This is a genomic window from Sphingobacterium lactis (assembly GCF_011046555.1).
In the GTDB taxonomy this organism is placed as follows: domain Bacteria; phylum Bacteroidota; class Bacteroidia; order Sphingobacteriales; family Sphingobacteriaceae; genus Sphingobacterium; species Sphingobacterium lactis.
In genome coordinates this window covers 686,271-702,482 of the sequence record NZ_CP049246.1, presented here as the reverse complement: position 1 = coordinate 702,482, position 16,212 = coordinate 686,271, and the positions used below count along the sequence as shown (strand labels likewise).

At 46.5% G+C, this 16,212-nt stretch carries 13 protein-coding genes; 6 read left to right on the top strand and 7 right to left on the bottom strand.

The features are described 5' to 3' along the window. Window positions 1-49 precede the first annotated feature (49 nt). The 3 genes from G6N79_RS03105 (at window position 50) to G6N79_RS03095 (ending at window position 2,197) form a co-directional block, all read left to right on the top strand. Window positions 50-949: an AraC family transcriptional regulator gene (locus G6N79_RS03105; RefSeq protein WP_103906530.1), complete on the top strand. Its 900-nt coding sequence runs from the start codon at window positions 50-52 to the stop codon at window positions 947-949. Window positions 950-1,016: 67 nt separating this feature from the next. Continuing rightward, window positions 1,017-1,688 (top strand): hypothetical protein, encoded by a 672-nt coding sequence (locus G6N79_RS17515; RefSeq protein WP_200818797.1) that lies wholly within the window; start codon window positions 1,017-1,019, stop codon window positions 1,686-1,688. Window positions 1,689-1,957: 269 nt separating this feature from the next. After that, window positions 1,958-2,197, top strand: a complete 240-nt coding sequence (locus G6N79_RS03095; RefSeq protein ID WP_146060626.1) for a hypothetical protein — start codon at window positions 1,958-1,960, stop codon at window positions 2,195-2,197. A gap of 135 nt (window positions 2,198-2,332) precedes the next feature. On the opposite strand, the gene G6N79_RS03090 is transcribed toward G6N79_RS03095, so the two are convergent. Both G6N79_RS03090 and G6N79_RS03085 read right to left on the bottom strand, forming a co-directional pair. Beyond that, a complete protein-coding gene (locus G6N79_RS03090; RefSeq protein ID WP_146060625.1) occupies window positions 2,333-3,175 on the bottom strand; it encodes a hypothetical protein in 843 nt (280 codons plus the stop codon). A gap of 29 nt (window positions 3,176-3,204) precedes the next feature. Then, window positions 3,205-3,744, bottom strand: coding sequence for a hypothetical protein (locus tag G6N79_RS03085; RefSeq protein ID WP_103906527.1), 540 nt, complete (start codon window positions 3,742-3,744; stop codon window positions 3,205-3,207). Between the two features lie 284 nt (window positions 3,745-4,028). Between G6N79_RS03085 and G6N79_RS03080 the strand changes: the two genes are divergently transcribed. Further along, window positions 4,029-5,834, top strand: coding sequence for a helix-turn-helix transcriptional regulator (locus G6N79_RS03080; protein ID WP_146060624.1), 1,806 nt, complete (start codon window positions 4,029-4,031; stop codon window positions 5,832-5,834). Between the two features lie 103 nt (window positions 5,835-5,937). On the opposite strand, the gene G6N79_RS03075 is transcribed toward G6N79_RS03080, so the two are convergent. The 3 genes from G6N79_RS03075 to G6N79_RS03065 all read right to left on the bottom strand — a co-directional run bounded on the left by G6N79_RS03075 (window position 5,938) and on the right by G6N79_RS03065 (window position 12,315). Further along, entirely contained in the window at window positions 5,938-7,314 is a 1,377-nt protein-coding gene (locus G6N79_RS03075) for a RagB/SusD family nutrient uptake outer membrane protein (protein WP_234993204.1), read from the bottom strand. A gap of 10 nt (window positions 7,315-7,324) precedes the next feature. After that, window positions 7,325-10,843, bottom strand: a complete 3,519-nt coding sequence (locus tag G6N79_RS03070; RefSeq protein ID WP_103906524.1) for a SusC/RagA family TonB-linked outer membrane protein — start codon at window positions 10,841-10,843, stop codon at window positions 7,325-7,327. A gap of 416 nt (window positions 10,844-11,259) precedes the next feature. Beyond that, the gene (locus G6N79_RS03065; RefSeq protein WP_103906523.1) at window positions 11,260-12,315 is read right to left on the bottom strand and encodes a sugar phosphate isomerase/epimerase family protein; all 1,056 of its coding nucleotides are present in this window, start codon (window positions 12,313-12,315) and stop codon (window positions 11,260-11,262) included. Window positions 12,316-12,666: 351 nt separating this feature from the next. On the opposite strand from G6N79_RS03065, the gene G6N79_RS03060 reads away from it, so the two are divergent. Continuing rightward, window positions 12,667-13,074 (top strand): hypothetical protein, encoded by a 408-nt coding sequence (locus G6N79_RS03060; protein ID WP_103906522.1) that lies wholly within the window; start codon window positions 12,667-12,669, stop codon window positions 13,072-13,074. 34 nt (window positions 13,075-13,108) lie between these two features. Here G6N79_RS03060 and G6N79_RS03055 read toward each other — a convergent pair whose 3' ends face one another. Then, window positions 13,109-14,341 carry a glycosyltransferase gene (locus tag G6N79_RS03055; protein ID WP_103906521.1) on the bottom strand — a complete coding sequence of 411 codons (1,233 nt, stop codon included), beginning with the start codon at window positions 14,339-14,341 and terminating at the stop codon, window positions 13,109-13,111. A gap of 75 nt (window positions 14,342-14,416) precedes the next feature. Between G6N79_RS03055 and G6N79_RS03050 the strand changes: the two genes are divergently transcribed. Next, on the top strand, window positions 14,417-14,998 hold the full coding sequence (locus G6N79_RS03050; protein ID WP_103906520.1) for a MiaE family protein: 582 nt from the start codon (window positions 14,417-14,419) through the stop codon (window positions 14,996-14,998). Window positions 14,999-15,110: 112 nt separating this feature from the next. Here G6N79_RS03050 and rlmN read toward each other — a convergent pair whose 3' ends face one another. Continuing rightward, on the bottom strand, window positions 15,111-16,196 hold the full coding sequence (rlmN, locus tag G6N79_RS03045; RefSeq protein ID WP_103906519.1) for a dual-specificity RNA methyltransferase RlmN: 1,086 nt from the start codon (window positions 16,194-16,196) through the stop codon (window positions 15,111-15,113). Between the last annotated feature and the right edge of the window lie 16 nt (window positions 16,197-16,212).

Genomic DNA, 16,212 nt, shown 5'->3' with positions numbered 1-16,212 from the left:
TAATTTGTATACCCCAACCAAGCGTTGTAAATTTGGCTGTCGCAAGCACATGAAGAAAATCAACACTTTCCGTCCGTTGGCCTTTAAGAGCATCTTTATCAACAATCATTTTGATAAGGAGATCTTCAAGTTTGATGTGGAGCATTTTTTTATCCATTCATTCCGCGACGATAAGGTGGAGTTGCGTTTGCCACTTCCCATTCATCGAAAAACGGTTACCGATCTCATGTTCGTGACGAAAGGACAATCCCGCAGGCAGATCGGTCTCACGCAGTATGACCTGCAGGCCGGAGATCTCCTTCTGGTGCCGAATTCCTCCATCTCCAATACGGAATTGATGTCCGAGGATATCGAAGGATACTACTGCCATTTCAGCGATGACTTCTTGGGATCCTCCATTTATTTGAAGAAATTACTTGCCCTATCCGAACATCAACGGTGGAATCATTTCGATGGCGCGGCACTGGAAAGGGTCAAAACCCTGTTCACGACTATCTATGAGCTTTACCGAACTGCGCATGATGCCGAATTCAACCAATTGCTGATTGGCAGTTACCTCAAGGTACTGTTGGCGGAACTGTACCATTCCGTGCGCGACCGGAATCCGGCGGTCCTGAAAAAGGGAGCCAAACTCGTGGAAGCCTATCAAGAACTTATCCGTCTCCATTATATGCGGGATTGGAATGTTGGCGAGTATGCCGAGCGTTTGCAGGTGACACCGAACCACCTCAATAAAACCGTGAAGCGATATCTTCATCGTTCTGCCTCGGACGTTTTATATGAAATCAAAATACAGGAAGCCAAGGTTTTGCTCCTGCAAACGAATGACTCCATTGCTGAAATCGCACTGCAACTTGGCTTTGATGATAGTGGATATTTTGGAAAATTCTTCAAGAAGCATACAGGCGAGTCACCTGCCGTGTACCGTAAAAGGATTGATTTTTACTAATTTATACCCGATTTTACCCTATTTTTCGGGGTTTTGTGCCTTAATTTTGCCGATAAATTAAGCAATCATGAAAAATCTCTTAACTTATTTATTTGCAGCATTTCTCGCTATAGGTACAACATGCACCGCTTTTGGCCAAGAAGGACCAGCTTTACGGGTTCAGAACCCACCATTGAATATGGAAATGTTGGTTGGTAGTCGTGGACTTTCCTACCAAATGATCGTCAATAAGAAATTCCAAAGTGTTCCCCGTCTCGGGTTTTTCTCCGTTATGAACTTTCAAACGGATTGGAAATCTTCCGAGATGAAAGATTATATGATGCAAGGAAACCTAACCTTTGAAATCATCAAGGGTTTGGATATCAGTTCCGGATTTATCTGGGTCCCTTTCCAGGGAATTCGCCCATCCGCAGGGATCATGTACACCTATGCGAACCCAACTTGGCTTGTGGTGGCAAATCCAAGAATAGACCTGACTAAGGATACCAATGGTGAAGTGCTTGCCTTAGCGGAATATAAACCACAGTTGAAGGAGAATTTGAAACTGTATACCAGATTACAGGGGTTGTACACCCAGAACGTAAGTAATGATTACCATGCAAGAAGCTACATCATGGCCAGGGCAGGGGTAACGCTTGGGGATGTGACATTCGGTGTAGGAGCAAACTTTGACTTTTACGGCCCACAAAAAATAACCGACAAAAATATCGGCGGTTTTGTACAGGTTAGCCTATTCTAAGAATAAACAAACTTTACCTAAGTAAAATCCCATGAACATTGCGCTGTTCATGGGATTTTTGTATGCCCAAAATCAACTCGTTCGACGAATTAATATGTGAATTGCTGGCATGCTTACCGAAAATGAATACCAAAGTTTCAACAAATTGTTTTTATTTTTTTGAATATTTGTATGATCATTTGTAAATTAGTATCTACATATTTTAAAAAAGCCAATTTGTTACAATGCTTTTAAAATATGTTTTATTCGGTAATATTAGCGAGTTAAAGATGAAACAGGCAAGAATTTCAGGAATATCGATTCGAGAAGTGAATTTGCAGCGCAAATTCCTTTATGCCATTATTTTTGGTGGGATAGTACTTACCATATTAATGCTGTTTACCATTGAAACATTCGTAAAGGGTGACCAAGACTTAATGGAAATCGTATTTATTTCCGCAGCGGTTTTGAGTCTGACCCCAGCAGTTTTGAAGTTGAGTCACTTGAACAGCCTCCTTAAGTCCAAGTAAGCTTTACAAGCTCCATTTACTCTTCTTCATATTGGTTAATGGTTGCGAAGCAATGTGTGTAAAACGTTGATTCGTAGATGATTTGCATTTCGGTGTGCAATATTATAACGTTGTGTCAGTTTCCACGCTCATCCATTACCCTTCAGTTTTAGGAACAAAGACAAAATATAACGTCTTTCCTTCCGTATTTTCCTTTCCATCCGCATGTATTGGAATTAAGGTCAATCGCATTTGCTGATGATCCATACTATACCTGTACCGGGTTTTACTTGCTGTTTTATCCGATAGATTGTGGGATGTCACCAAGATATCATTGTCCAAAAAGGAAACTTCGCCCTCCTTTTCATCGTGCGTAAATTCCGATTTCAACTCTGCAAAGAAGAGCTTGCTGTTTGTTTTGGTAGTCCAGGTCTCGTCTGTTTCCAGCCATTCCGTACCGCGGATCATACCCGAACGCGGTGACCATAGTCCCAAACCCGCAGCCTGTTGTTCGCGGACCCTGTTTTCCCAATCTGCAGGTAATGCAATCTGGAAACTAAAAGGTGTCGTGTCGGCAAATCCCAAGCTGTTCTTCTCTTCGATAGCTGTTCCCGTGACTTTGGAAGTCTGTTCATCTTTGAAGACCCAAAATTTCGATTCATGGAATTGGATTCCCATTACCTGCAGGTCTTCCGGATGCGCATAGGAAAAACTGATTCTTGCACCATGTATGCCGTTGTCTTCCTGAAATGTGCATGTCTTTGCTGTAAAAGGTTGCAGTTCGGGAATCCAAGAAATAGCCCCCTTTTCGAGCAAGTCAAATTCCTCGGTTTTGTTCGCTGCGGTTTTAGCCAAGGGTGCCACCAAGTCCAACATATCAACAGAAACGGTCTTTTGTGTGGGATCAACCGTAACGATCGCCTTTTTCGCAATTAAGGATGGATTCTCCCGCATAAAGAAGGTGCCGATAATCAGGAAAATAATCTTTATTTCTATCATGATGAGTTCTTCTAGTGGATTGATTTTACTTACTGATCCTGCATTTCGTCCATAAATTTATCGAGAATGCCCTTTGCTTGTAAATAGTCTTCTTGGGGTATCGCGGATATATGCTTGGCATTGGTGAGCTTGGCTTTTTGGTCTTCCAATTTGATATAGGCCATAACATCTTCGCTGCCCCATTGGTAATCGTAAATGATCGCAAATCCAGTATCTCCTTGGTTTAGATACGCTGCCAAACCTATAATCCAGCTGATCATCGGCAATATTTCCGAATAATTCTCGCTAAACTGCAGCGCAAAGAAAGTCCAGATCTGCCGTTCTTCATCATAGTATTCCCGAGCAATAAGATAGCGATCACGAACCAACTCAGTTAGGAGTTCTCGATTATCTCGGACAGTATACGTTGGTACATTTGTTAAATCCGACTTCCCGTACATTTCCCTGCTTGCCCACCAGGTCTTCATATTTTCGTCCAACACAATTGCTTGAGGTGCAGATTGGTGCATTTGCGCCAATTTTTCAGGGCTGATATGCACCCGAATGACTAAAGAATTTTGTTCTGACATCTTATCCGTGTTTAAAATTTAATACAAATTGCTCGGTTTTACGATGGATACCTGAGCAAGAATTATCCATAGATAAAGATGGATAATTTTTTAGAAGTAAGTTAAATGGCAGTCCTTACAAATCATATACGGATTTTCTTTAGGCATATACACGTTGTCTACAAACCTTTAAATTTGAGCAAATAAGCGTATATTATGACTTGGCTAGGTTTTTGCGTTTAACTAAATTATACTACCTTAAGAAGGAGCTAAGGAAGACCAATCCTACTTATTTATCCACGACTATGAGAAAATTACTGCTGGTTTTATTTATTGTTTGCCATACGGTGATGGCGCAAGATCTGCTGAAGGGTACGCGTGAGGTGATCAAGGAAATTGAACGCTTTGATCTAAAGAATCAAGATGACAAAGCAATTCAACTGATTGAAAACGCCCTGAAGAATCCGGCAAACACCACCGATGACCTTATTCTGTTGAAAAGTCACCTAAGCGGCAAGTACTTTGAAATTGACAGCCTTAAACTGGGTAGTCAATTGGTCGATGAGGTAATGGAACTTTCCAAGAATACCCAGAGCCCAGTTTCTAAAGCATTGGCCTATCGGGCAAGAGCGTATATGAACAGTGTCCTGAACCTTTCAGACCTGGTGATAAAGGATTCCAAGGAGGGATTGAAACTGCTGGAGCATGTTGAGGGTGAGGATCGAATGAAGTATTTTCTGAACTACCTGATCTATGCCGTTTACAGTGGTTGGAACGAAAGCGATAAGATGGAGGAGTACATCAACTTATGCAAGCGCTATGCCGTGCAGTCCGGTGATCCCAACCTGATCGCGAATGTACATTTGGGTCAGGCGAGCGTGTACATAAACCGTTACCGGAAAGAAAAGCAAAAAGCGGATCTGGATAGTAATTACAAGCACCTGCAAGCAGCCTATAAACTCTTTCAGGATCATCCGGAACAGGTGAGCAGCAATACCTTCGTTGTGGTAAGTGTCAATTTAGCGAACAACCTATTGGAATTTTCAACGGCTCCCTTGGAGGAGCGCCGGGTACAGGCCTACCGGTACCTGGATGCGGCAGAGGTGGAGTTAAAGAACAATAGAGCCCGGTTCAGCCGCTGGATCAATATTTACGGCATCCGCAGTGAGTTTGCCATGAAGCAGGGCAACCTGGCATTAGCTGAACAGTACCTTATCGAAGCCGTAAGCAGGGTCCAGGGAAGGCGGGACAACAGCCTGCTGAAACTCGAATATACCGTCTATAAAGCATTGGTAAGCCTATCCGAGAAAAAGGGCGACCTGCAATCGGCCTTGAACTATCAGAAAACTGCAGAAAAGATCCTGAGCGATAACTTCAACCAGCAGATGATCATGAGTGCACAGAAGCTGGATATTCAATATGAAATTGAGAAGAAAGATGAGCAACTGAAACTCCTCACAGAAACAGCATCTTTAAGACAGCGCCAGAATTACTTATACGGTGGTTTGGCCATATTGGCGATCTTGGGCTTGGCCTTTATGTTCCGTTCCTATCATTTTAAATTGCGTTATTCCATCGAACGCGAGAAAAAGCTGGCCAAGGACAAAGAGGACGCCCAGCGACAAGCGGAAATGCAGATGCAATTAGAAAAAGAAGAACAGGCACGCCTCAAAGCCGAACAGGACTTACTGGAGTTGAAACACCAGCAACTCCAAAAGGAAGCCTTGGCGAACTCCCTGATTATCGAACATAAGAACGATATGCTCAAGCAGATCAAGACGAAATTACAGGATGGGGATCCGCGTGATGTGCAGAAGCTCCTACGCGAAGAAACCATGCTGAATGCGGATTTTGAGGATATCAAGTGGCAGATCCAACAATTGCATCCCACGTTCTTTCAGCAGCTGATCGAAAAGGCCACGCAGAAATTGACACCTTTGGATTTACGGTATTGTGCATATATCTATTTGCAGATGTCTACCAAGCAGATTGCCCAAGTACTGCATGTGGAAGCGCAGAGTGTACGGATGTTCAAGTATAGATTAAAGCAGAAATTTGGGTTACCCAAGGAGAGTGACTTGGAAACTTTCCTGCAGGAAGTAGGTGTGTAACCAATAATCCCTGACCTAAACCGAAAGCGGTGAGCAATAAAAAATCCCCAAATGAATTGGGGATTTTAGTGGAACCGAAGTTCCTGATTACCGAATTATGCGTTTAATATCCAGGGTTCTGGGTCAATCCTTCTCCAAGGCCGATCTGGGTGGCCGGGATCGGATAGATCAGGTCATTTTCATCCGTTAATGTTTTGTATTTCTTGAGTGCCAGCTTGGTCCGTGCAAAATCGAACCAGGTTTCTCCCTCAAACATCAACTCTCTTTCTTTCTCTTCCTGAACTGCTGTTATAAAGTTCGCCAGTGAGGTATAGGTGCTCATGGGTTTGACAACACCAGCTCTTTCCTGTACTTTCTTAAGGCTGTTGTATGCCGCTTGAGTAACCGAACCGTCCACTCTGGCTTTGGCCTCGGCATGGATCAGGTAGAGCTCTGCCAGGCGGATGACCGGCAGGTTCTGGCTGGCAGGGGAGAAATTCGGGAACTTGCCCATGAAATAATTATTCTTACTGCCCTTTTTGATGGTAAAAGCTGCGCGTTTATCGGCATCTTCATACAGGTCCAACACCGTGGTGTCCTTCGCGAAGAACAGCACACTGGCATTGTCGTTAGCAACGGATGCCAATGGATTGGTCGCCTGGTCATCGAATTGGATTTCGAAGATGGCCTCGTTCGTATTCTGGGTAGTCCAGATGGTACTGAAATCACTGACCAAACCAAATCCACCCGCCGTAATGACCTCATTGGCTAAATCGGCCGATTTCTTGTAATCATTGGTGATACTCGCTTGGTACAGGTAGACCTTGGCCAAGAGGGCTTTGGCAGACCAATGGGAAGCCCGTCCACGAGCCGCATCGCCTGTATTGGGGTTTGTTTTCGGAAGAGCAGCAATGGCTTCGGTCAGATCTTTAACGATCTGTTCGTAGGTCGCCTTTTTCTCTGCCTGTGGTGTATCGATGTCGTCTCCTTCTTTCGTGGCCTTAAGTTTCAGCGGTACCCGCCCATAGGCGCGAACAAGGAAGAAGTAATTCAGGGCACGGATAAACTTCGCTTCCCCAACGAATTGTTTTCTTTTCTCTTCAGATATAGCGGTCGCTTCCATTGCCGGGACCTCATCGATGATGTTGTTTGCCGCATTGATGGCTGCGTAGGTGGCTTGCCACATATTGGCAATCCACGGATTCGTAGCGTCGATGGCATGTTGTGCAATCAATTCATACTCTGGGTAAACGGCAGCATGGCGTACGTGAACCGCAGAAAACTCCGGTACGATGACCACCGACTGCCCAAAGGAAAAGGAGTTCATCATGGACCGGTAAGCCCCCAGAACGGCAGCGTTGGCATTCGTTTCGGAATTGAAGAACTCGTCCTCCGCCGTTTGCCCCAGCGGATCCTTATCCAGGAATTTATTGCAGGAGGTCATTGAAAAAGCCAAGGCTGCAACGGAACAATAGGTTAAAAATTTATTTCTGATATTCATGTGATGGCTTTTAGAATGTTAAGTTGATACCTGTAGTGAAAATTCGTGGCTGCGGGTAGCTACCATAGTCATAACCATAGATCAGACCGGTATTGGCGCCGCCATGACTGGAGCTTACCTCTGGGTCATAACCTCTGTACTTGGTGAATACATAGGCATTCTGTACCGTCACATAGAAACGTAAGCGTTTCATCTTGATGCGTTCAGCAACACCTTCCGGTAGGGTATAGCCCAAGGTGATGTTCCGAAGACGGAAGAAGGAGCCATCTTCCACAAAACGGGAGGATACGGCACCATTATCCAGGTTTCCAGGTGCAGGACGCGGTACATCGGTTATATCGCCAGGTTTTTTCCATCTGTCGACAAAGTCTACAAAAGCATTGGAACTTGGGTTGAAACCTTCCAGTCCGGATGCCAGGTTATAGTTGAAAATGTCGTTTCCATAGGTGAATTGCCCCAGGACACTCAAGTCAAAATTCTTGTATTCGAAATTGTTGGTAATACCACCGAAAAAGTCTGGGTTCGGGTCCCCGATCATGACGTGATCCTCCATGCTGTTCGGGCGCACCATATCCCCATTTTTTCCGATATAGTTGATCATTCCAGTTTCCGGGTTCACGCCCGCAGCTTGCCAGCCATAGAATACACCCAGTGGCTGTCCTGGGATGGCTCTGTTCAGATCGCCCACACCACCACGCATTTCGGTTAGTCCTTCAGGCAGGTCCAATACCTTGTTTCTGTTGAAGGTCATGTTCAGGGAAGTGGACCACCTGAACTCGCCCACCAGGTTGCGTGAGGTAATCTCGAATTCAAAACCTTTATTTTCGATGGTTCCCGAATTCGTGAAACGGTTCACAAAACCAGAACTTTGTAAGATCGGCAGACCGATCAGCAGGTCAGACGTCTTTTTGTAGTAATAATCCGCTAATAGGGAAATCCGGTCGTTGAAGAATCCTGCATCAACACCGACATTCCATTGGCGGGTGGTTTCCCATTTTAGGCCACGGTCTCCCAATACATTCGGTACGAAACCCGCACCGCCCATGTAGTTGTATCCACCGGAATAAAGCGAACGCGCAGCGTAGTTGCCAATATTCTGGTTACCCGTGATCCCCCAGCTGGCACGCAACTTCAGGTCACTGAATGTCTTGTTCTCTTTCAGGAAGTCCTCTTCGGATATACGCCAAGCACCGGCCAGGGATGGGAATACCGCCCAACGGTTGTCTGCACCGAATCGGGAAGAACCATCCGTGCGGATATTGGCATTCAGGATATAGCGGTCCTTGTATACATAGGTTGCCCGCGCAAAGCCAGAGGCAATGGCCCATTCTTCTGGATAGGCATTGGCACCGGTGATGACACCGCCGGCAACAATGTACGGGATATCATTGTTCGGGAAGTTCGCCCGCTGTGCGTGCGTAAATTCCAAACGTGAGCCCTGCACGGAAAACCCACCCAATGCATTGAGGTAATGGTCACCGAAGGTCTTATCGAACGTCAATGTGGTCTCATTGATCCACAGTTGATCGCGCGTGCTGCGGCTCGCACCGATACCGCCCTGTCCCGTATAAGAACGGAGCCCTGTTGGCGGCATGAAAAATGTTTCGTCGATAAAGCTTAGGTCCGTACCGAAACTGGTTTTCAGCAATAAGCTCGGGATAATGTTGTATTCAGCGCTGGCGTTGGCAAGGATGCGGTATGTATTTGCCTCATTCACCGGTAATTCCAACATCGCCACCGGATTCTCACGAACCAAACTCACATTGTCATACACATAATTACCGTTGCCGTCGAACACCGCAAGGTTAGGAGGCGCAAAGATACCATTCTTGGTTGCCCCTTGCTTGGAGTTCTCTTCCTGCACACGCTTGTTTGTCGCGCGGGTGATGTTCATGGATGTGGAAAATCTCAACTTTTCGTTGTGCTGATGATTGAGGTTCAATCGTCCACTCAAGCGATCGAAATCGGAGTATAGGAGCACACCGCCTTGGCGCATGTAGCCCACGGAAGTGTAGTATTGTGTTTTGTCGCTGCCTCCGCTTGCCGATAGCTCATAGCTGCGGGTAGGAGATGTTCTGAAGATGGCATCCTGCCAATCAGTACTGACGCCGGGATTGGAGAAAATCTGTTCAGGTACCACCGTCTCCGGTTTTTCCTTCTTTAGGATATCATAATAATCGCGCATGTAGTCTTGGTATTGCTCGGTATTCATAAAGTCGTAATACCGTTCTTTCGGTACCTGCGAGAAACCTTCGTACATGTTGAAGTTAAACTGACTCTGTCCTGCGGCACCCTTTTTGGTCGTGATCAAGACCACGCCATTGGCGGCGCGGGAACCATAGATGGACGATGATGCGGCATCCTTTAAAACCTCAATGGATTGGACATCCGATGGGTTCAGAGAAGACAGGATATTGATCCCTTGGGTACCACCACCAAAATCAAAGGTTGATCCGCCTGTGAAATTTGTGGCACTGTTCACCGGAATACCGTCGACCACATAGAGTGGGTCGGAACTCGCATTGATGGATGTCGTACCGCGCACGCGGATGGAGATACCACCGCCCGGTGAACCAGATTTCTGGGTAACTTGTACACCACCGGCCTTACCTTGGATGGCCTGGGTAACACTAGGGAGTACTTCGTTTTCAATCTCATTGGCGCCGATACTGGAAACGGCAGTCGGTAGGGTCGCACGTTTCATTGTACCGTATCCAACGGCAACAACCTGTACCGATTCGATGGTATTGGTTTCCGTTGCCAGTACCACTTGGATATCCTTTCGGGTACCCACGGCCTGTGTGACGGTTTTGAAACCCACTGATGAGAAGCGGAGTCTGTTCTTAGGGCCTGCGGCAATCTGGAATTTCCCGTTTTCATCGGTGTTGGCGGCTAGGTCTGTTCCTACAACGCGTACGGTTACGCCTGGAAGTGGACCCGATGGTCCCGTCACTGTTCCCGAAACCACTTGCTGTCCGGTTGGAACAGGTGCAGTCCCAGCGCTGTCCTGAGCAGTAGTGGTCGGAGGAACAGTGCCTGTCTGCTGCGTGCTATCCGGCACCACTGCGGTGCTGTCCGGGGTAGTTGCCGTACTGTCCACAGCGGTTGCTGTACTGTCCGTACCAGCAGCATTTTCCTGCTGTTCCTGTGCTTCGGTTGCTGCTGTAGCAACGGTAAGCTGAATGTCCAACTGCTTTTGGTTGTTCACATGTTCTTCCTTGGTCGCAAATCCCGACTTCAGGAAAACAAGAATGCCATTGGGGCTGGCGGAGATTTTGTATTCTCCATTTTCGTTGGATAGGGCGCTATTGGTGGTTCCTTTTTCAGTGACCACAACGCCGGCAACGGCTGTTCCCACCGAGTCGGTAATCTTGCCGACAATTTCCAGCGAATCAAGCGCAGTGGAATGTGCAGTGAGGACATGTAAAGGTGTGGGATTGCTCTTCCGGATTGGATCCGCGGTGCCTATTTGGCTGAAAAGCATGAACGCGCATGTGATAAAAAGCGTTCGGTAGAGATAGTGCATCATACGTAGTTATTATATCAGAGTGCTTATAGAATGTAATTCGCATAAAAGGCACACAAAGCAAGCAGCATTGACCGCATAGACAGCCAATACTTGGAGTAATTTATATCAAGTTTGTTACATAAGTGCGCACTACCTAAACGCACCTAAACGTATTTTGTTGTTAATAAAATGAAAATATTTCCTAAAAAATCAATTTAGCGTTAAAATGCCTTGGGATGAGGGTGTTCCATGAGCCGGTCGTAGGTAGAAATGGGAATGGACTGAAAGTGATGGAGCAATACGGGTTGGGAAGTATAAGTTGGGTTTCCGGTTCCTGTTGAACATTGCACAAGAGTTAACCGAGCTGCTTGATTTCGCGGCCCAAAAAAAGGGATACCATTCCTGATATCCCTTCCGCTTAAAATGTGTGATCGGCTTTATTTAATGCCCAATATCTCTTTGTTAAAGTTTTCATCTGCACCGGTTGCAGCGAAGTCATCAAATGCTTTATCCGTAACCTTAATGATATTTTTCTTGATGAATTCAGCACCCTCAATGGCTCCGTCGACACTATTCTTCAGTGCACATTCCCACTCCATAACGGCCCATCCATCGAAATCGTACGCCGCAAGTTTGCTGAAAATTCCCTTGAAGTCTACCTGCCCGTCACCAAGAGAACGGAATCTGCCGGCTCGTTCAACCCAGCCGCTATAACCGCCATATACGCCCTGTTTACCCGTTGGATTGAACTCGGCGTCTTTCACATGGAACATTTTAATGCGTTCGTGATAGTGGTCGATATAGCTGAGGTAATCCATGCCCTGCAATAATAAATGCGAAGGATCATACAGCAAACATGCACGGGGATGGTTGTTTGCGGCTTCCAGAAAACGCTCGTAACTCACGCCATCATGCAGGTCCTCGCCAGGGTGGATTTCATAGCACACATCCACACCGTACTTATCGAATTCATCCAGGATAGGGGTCCAGCGTTTAGCAAGCTCTTTAAAGCCCGTTTCTACCGCACCTGCTGGGCGTTGCGGCCATGGGTACACCATGTGCCACAGCAAAGCGCCACTGAAGGTGGCATGCGCATTCAGACCGAGATTCGCCGAAGCCTTGGCCGCCAATTTCAATTGGTTGATGGCCCATTCTGTGCGTGCAGCAGGATTGTTGCGGTATTCTGCTGGCGCAAAACCGTCAAAAAGCTTGTCATAGGCAGGGTGAACAGCCACCAATTGCCCTTGCAGGTGAGTGGACAGTTCGGTAATCGCAACACCCATTTCGTTCAGCTTGCCCTTGATTTCATCGGCATAGGTCTTGCTCTCCGCAACTTTCTCCATATCGAAGAAATTCGGATCATTCGTCGGTATCTGAACCCCTTCGAATCCTATGGATTTCGCCCAGGAACTGATGCTCTCCAAATTGTTGTACGGTGCCTCTTCAGCTATAAATTGGGCTAGAAAAATACCCGGTCCTTTTAATGTTTTCATAAATTAATAGTTTCCCTAAATATAATAATTCCAGAATCAAATAGTGTATTCCGCACACTATTTTCTCCACACGACCTGCCAACTGACTGTCGGACAAGGCAACCGTATTGCGCTAATTTTAGGAGAAACCGCACCGGCAACCGCCTGCGGGAAAATATTTTTTCAAGAGAAAAGGTTCCCGGATGTGGACTGTAGGATACTTTCCTAACCGCTACAATATAGCCGCTTAGGGCTAAATATATAACCGAAGTTTATGTCTGTTTTGCCTAGGTTATAAATTGTTGGCATAATGATTGGAAGAATGCCCATAGGTTAAAATTAATTTTATACAGGGAACTAGAATATTCGGATATGAAAAAGTTAATGATTTTGGGTTTAGTGGCATTGGGTTTTGCGTCATGCAGCAAGGAAACATTGAGCTATGCAGAACGTGATACGGCATTGAACCTGCTACGTGCCAATAAATGGTACGATGTGGTAAAATACAATGATGTAAACGGTGCAAATACCTCGGACACCTTGGTGGGTGATAAAACAACGGAATACATTGAGTTCCGTGCAAACGATTTTGCGTACATCATGCAGTCAGATAAAAACTTTGGACCTGCCATCCCGTACAGCATGCCTGAGAAACAGGTCTTGATTTTTGATGGCGTTACGTACCAGATTGAACAAAGCTTGATCGGTGGATTGAAACAGTTCTCCGGAACGAGTACCACCAACGGGAAGACCGATAAAATTGTATTCAAGAGACGTTAAGAATAGACTTAATATGAGAGCGGGCGCATATGTACTACATATGCGCTTTTTTATTTTTCAGTTCGATCCACTGCGACATGTATTTCGTGGCCTGGAACTGATTGCTGATCAGGATTTGGCCGATGAAGTTGTGGTTGCGGTGCTGGTTTAAATCTGCACGGATCGCTGCAATACGTGCCATCAGGTTTTTCCCCCAATCCGGATCGGGACCGGATTTTAACATCTCCTGTCCGTAGTCCACCGCTTTGTTCCAACATTCCTCATCGGAATAGAGGAGCTGTGCCTTTTCGATGAAATCGGATAGGTCCTCCGCAATGTAACCCGGCCAATGTATTCCCCCTGTCAATCCTTCGGCGGCAACGGCGGTACATACCGATGGGGTCTGTGCATGCAGCGCATCGATAAATTTGCCTTTTAACCCTGCGCCAAAGGGTATCGGCGCAAGCAGGACGCGATAATCTTTCATGGTTTCCACGGCATCTACAGCTCTACCCTTGATGCGGAAGCCTTGTTTGGCGTTGTCCAATTGCCAGACCTTTTCGGTAGGATAGGCGCCATAGATGTGGAGCTCGGCGGCAGGAAGAACTTTCCGGATGTCGGGCCAGATCTCCTTTAGCACCTGCACGGTTTTCCAGTTCGGTTCATGGATGAAATTTCCGATGAACATAAAGTGTTGCCGATCCCCAAAACCAGGGTGGACCTTGGGGTCTCCCTTCCTTACCATACGAAACGGAAGATAGGCCAAGATGGATGGCGGCACGTTAAACTGCTGGAGGAGGATGTCCATCTCGGCTTGGGAAATAATCAGGCTGCAATCGGACCGGTAAATGGCGGCCAACTCCCGCTTGGCCATATCCGAGTACAGCTGGTCTGGTTCAAATTTCACTTTTTTCTTATAGGCGGCCTGTCGGGCATGGCGCACGAAATGCAAATCTTCGGTATCCAGGATCCGGATCGCATTCGGACACTGCTCGGCAACGCGCCAACCGTACTGTTCCTCGACCATAAACCGGTCGAACAGCACCATGTCCGGTTGGAGCGCACTGATCCAGGTATCAAAAGAAGAGTCGTTCAGTAAGATTTGGTGTTGGGTAACACCGATGTCGGCCAGGGGGTGGGAGAATTCGGAGAGGGTGGCGGCCGAAGCGAAGTGTACCTCCATGCCTTCCTGCAGAAAGCACTCGATAAGTTCCAGCATACGCCAGCCCGCCGCCGAAGAGGTCGGCTCCGGCCACACCAGCCCAATGATCAACGTCCTGTTTCCCATACTGCAAAGTAACATATTTTCCGCTATTGGGGGGATGTTTTTGTTTTCATTACCTTTGTGCATATATTCAAGACTATGTTAGGATTAAAACTATTGACGGACCCACGATGGGCTAATATTGCGGAATCGAATTTGGAGGAGATCTTGACCGACCACGCCTGGTGCGAGCAGAAGGCCGCATCGAATGCCATTTCCCTGATTACCCAGAACTCAGAGCATGAGGACCTGGTGCATGAACTGACAGCGATTGCCATTGAGGAAATGGAACACTTTAAGATGGTGATCGATATTATCCAGGAAAGAGGATATACCCTGGGGCGCGAGCGTAAGGATGATTATGTGGGGCAATTGATGAAATTCGCCAAAAAAGATGGTTCCAGGAATATGGCCTTCATCGATAGGTTACTTTTTGCAGCGATGATCGAAGCACGGAGCTGCGAACGCTTTCGGGTGCTGTCGAAGAATATTAATGACCAGGAGCTGGCCAAGTTCTACCATGACTTGATGGTCTCCGAAGCAAATCACTATACCACTTTTCTGAACTTCGCGAAGAAGTATAGTACCGATGTTGACGTGGATAAACGCTGGAAACAATGGCTGGAATTTGAAGGAGAGTTGATACAATCCTATGGAAAGAAGGAGCATATCCATGGGTAGGGAGTGGTGGAATTGATAAAGGATATAACAGGCACTAAAGGTATTGGGAACGGAAGAGGTTCCCAAAAGAAAAGGGACAATGTCATGAACATTGTCCCTTTTTTTATGCTGTTTAAGCCGGATCTGCTTCTTTATCTTTTTCTTTAATGGCGAGTTGGCCACAGGCTGCATCGATATCCTTTCCGCGGCTGCGGCGAACATTGGTGATGATGCCCTGACTGCGGAGGTAATCGGCAAATTCTTCGATTTTATCCGCTTCCGCATTGACGAAATCGGCAAGGGCAATCGGATTGTACTCAATGATATTGACCTTGCATGGAACATGTTTACAGAAACGCGCCAATTCCTTTGCATCTTCCAGTTCATCGTTGAAGTGGTGGAAGACAATGTATTCGAAGGTAATGGGGTTCTTGGTCTTGGCATAGAAATATTTCAGGGCGTCGGCCAATGCTGCCAGGGAGTTCTGCTCATTGATGGGCATAATCTCATTCCTTTTCTTATCGTTTGCCGCGTGCAGGGAAAGCGCCAGATTGAACCGAACCTGGTCATCACCTAATTTTTTGATCATCTTGGCAATTCCGGCCGTGGATACGGTGATCCGTTTCGCGGCCATGTTCAGACCGTCGGGTGCCGTAATGCGCTCGACAGACTTCATCATGTTGCTGTAGTTCAGAAGCGGCTCGCCCATGCCCATATACACGATGTTGGTAAGCGGGTGGTTGTATTTATCTTCCGCCTGTTTTGCGATCAGAACCACCTGGTCATAGATCTCATCGGCATTCAGATTGCGCTTCCGGTCCATATAGCCCGTTGCGCAGAATTTACAGGTCAGGCTGCAGCCTACCTGGGAACTCACACATGCCGTCATGCGGTCCTCTGCGGGGATCAGGACACCTTCGATGACGTTGTTATCGTACAGGAAAAAGCTACTCTTGATGGTTTTGTCGGCGCTGATCTGTGACTCCTTTACACGCACAGCATTGATGGTAAAATGCTGTTTTAGCGTCTCGCGAAGGGACTTGCTCAGGTTGCTCATTTCATCAAAATCAGTACAGGATTTCTGCCATAGCCATTCATAAATCTGCTTCGCACGGAATCCCTGCTCCCCCATGTTCACTAGGGCATCCTTTAATTGAGCTAAACTCAAACTCCTGATATCTACTGTCTTTACTGCTTTTTCCACAATGCAAAGATACATCAAAAAATATAAGCTA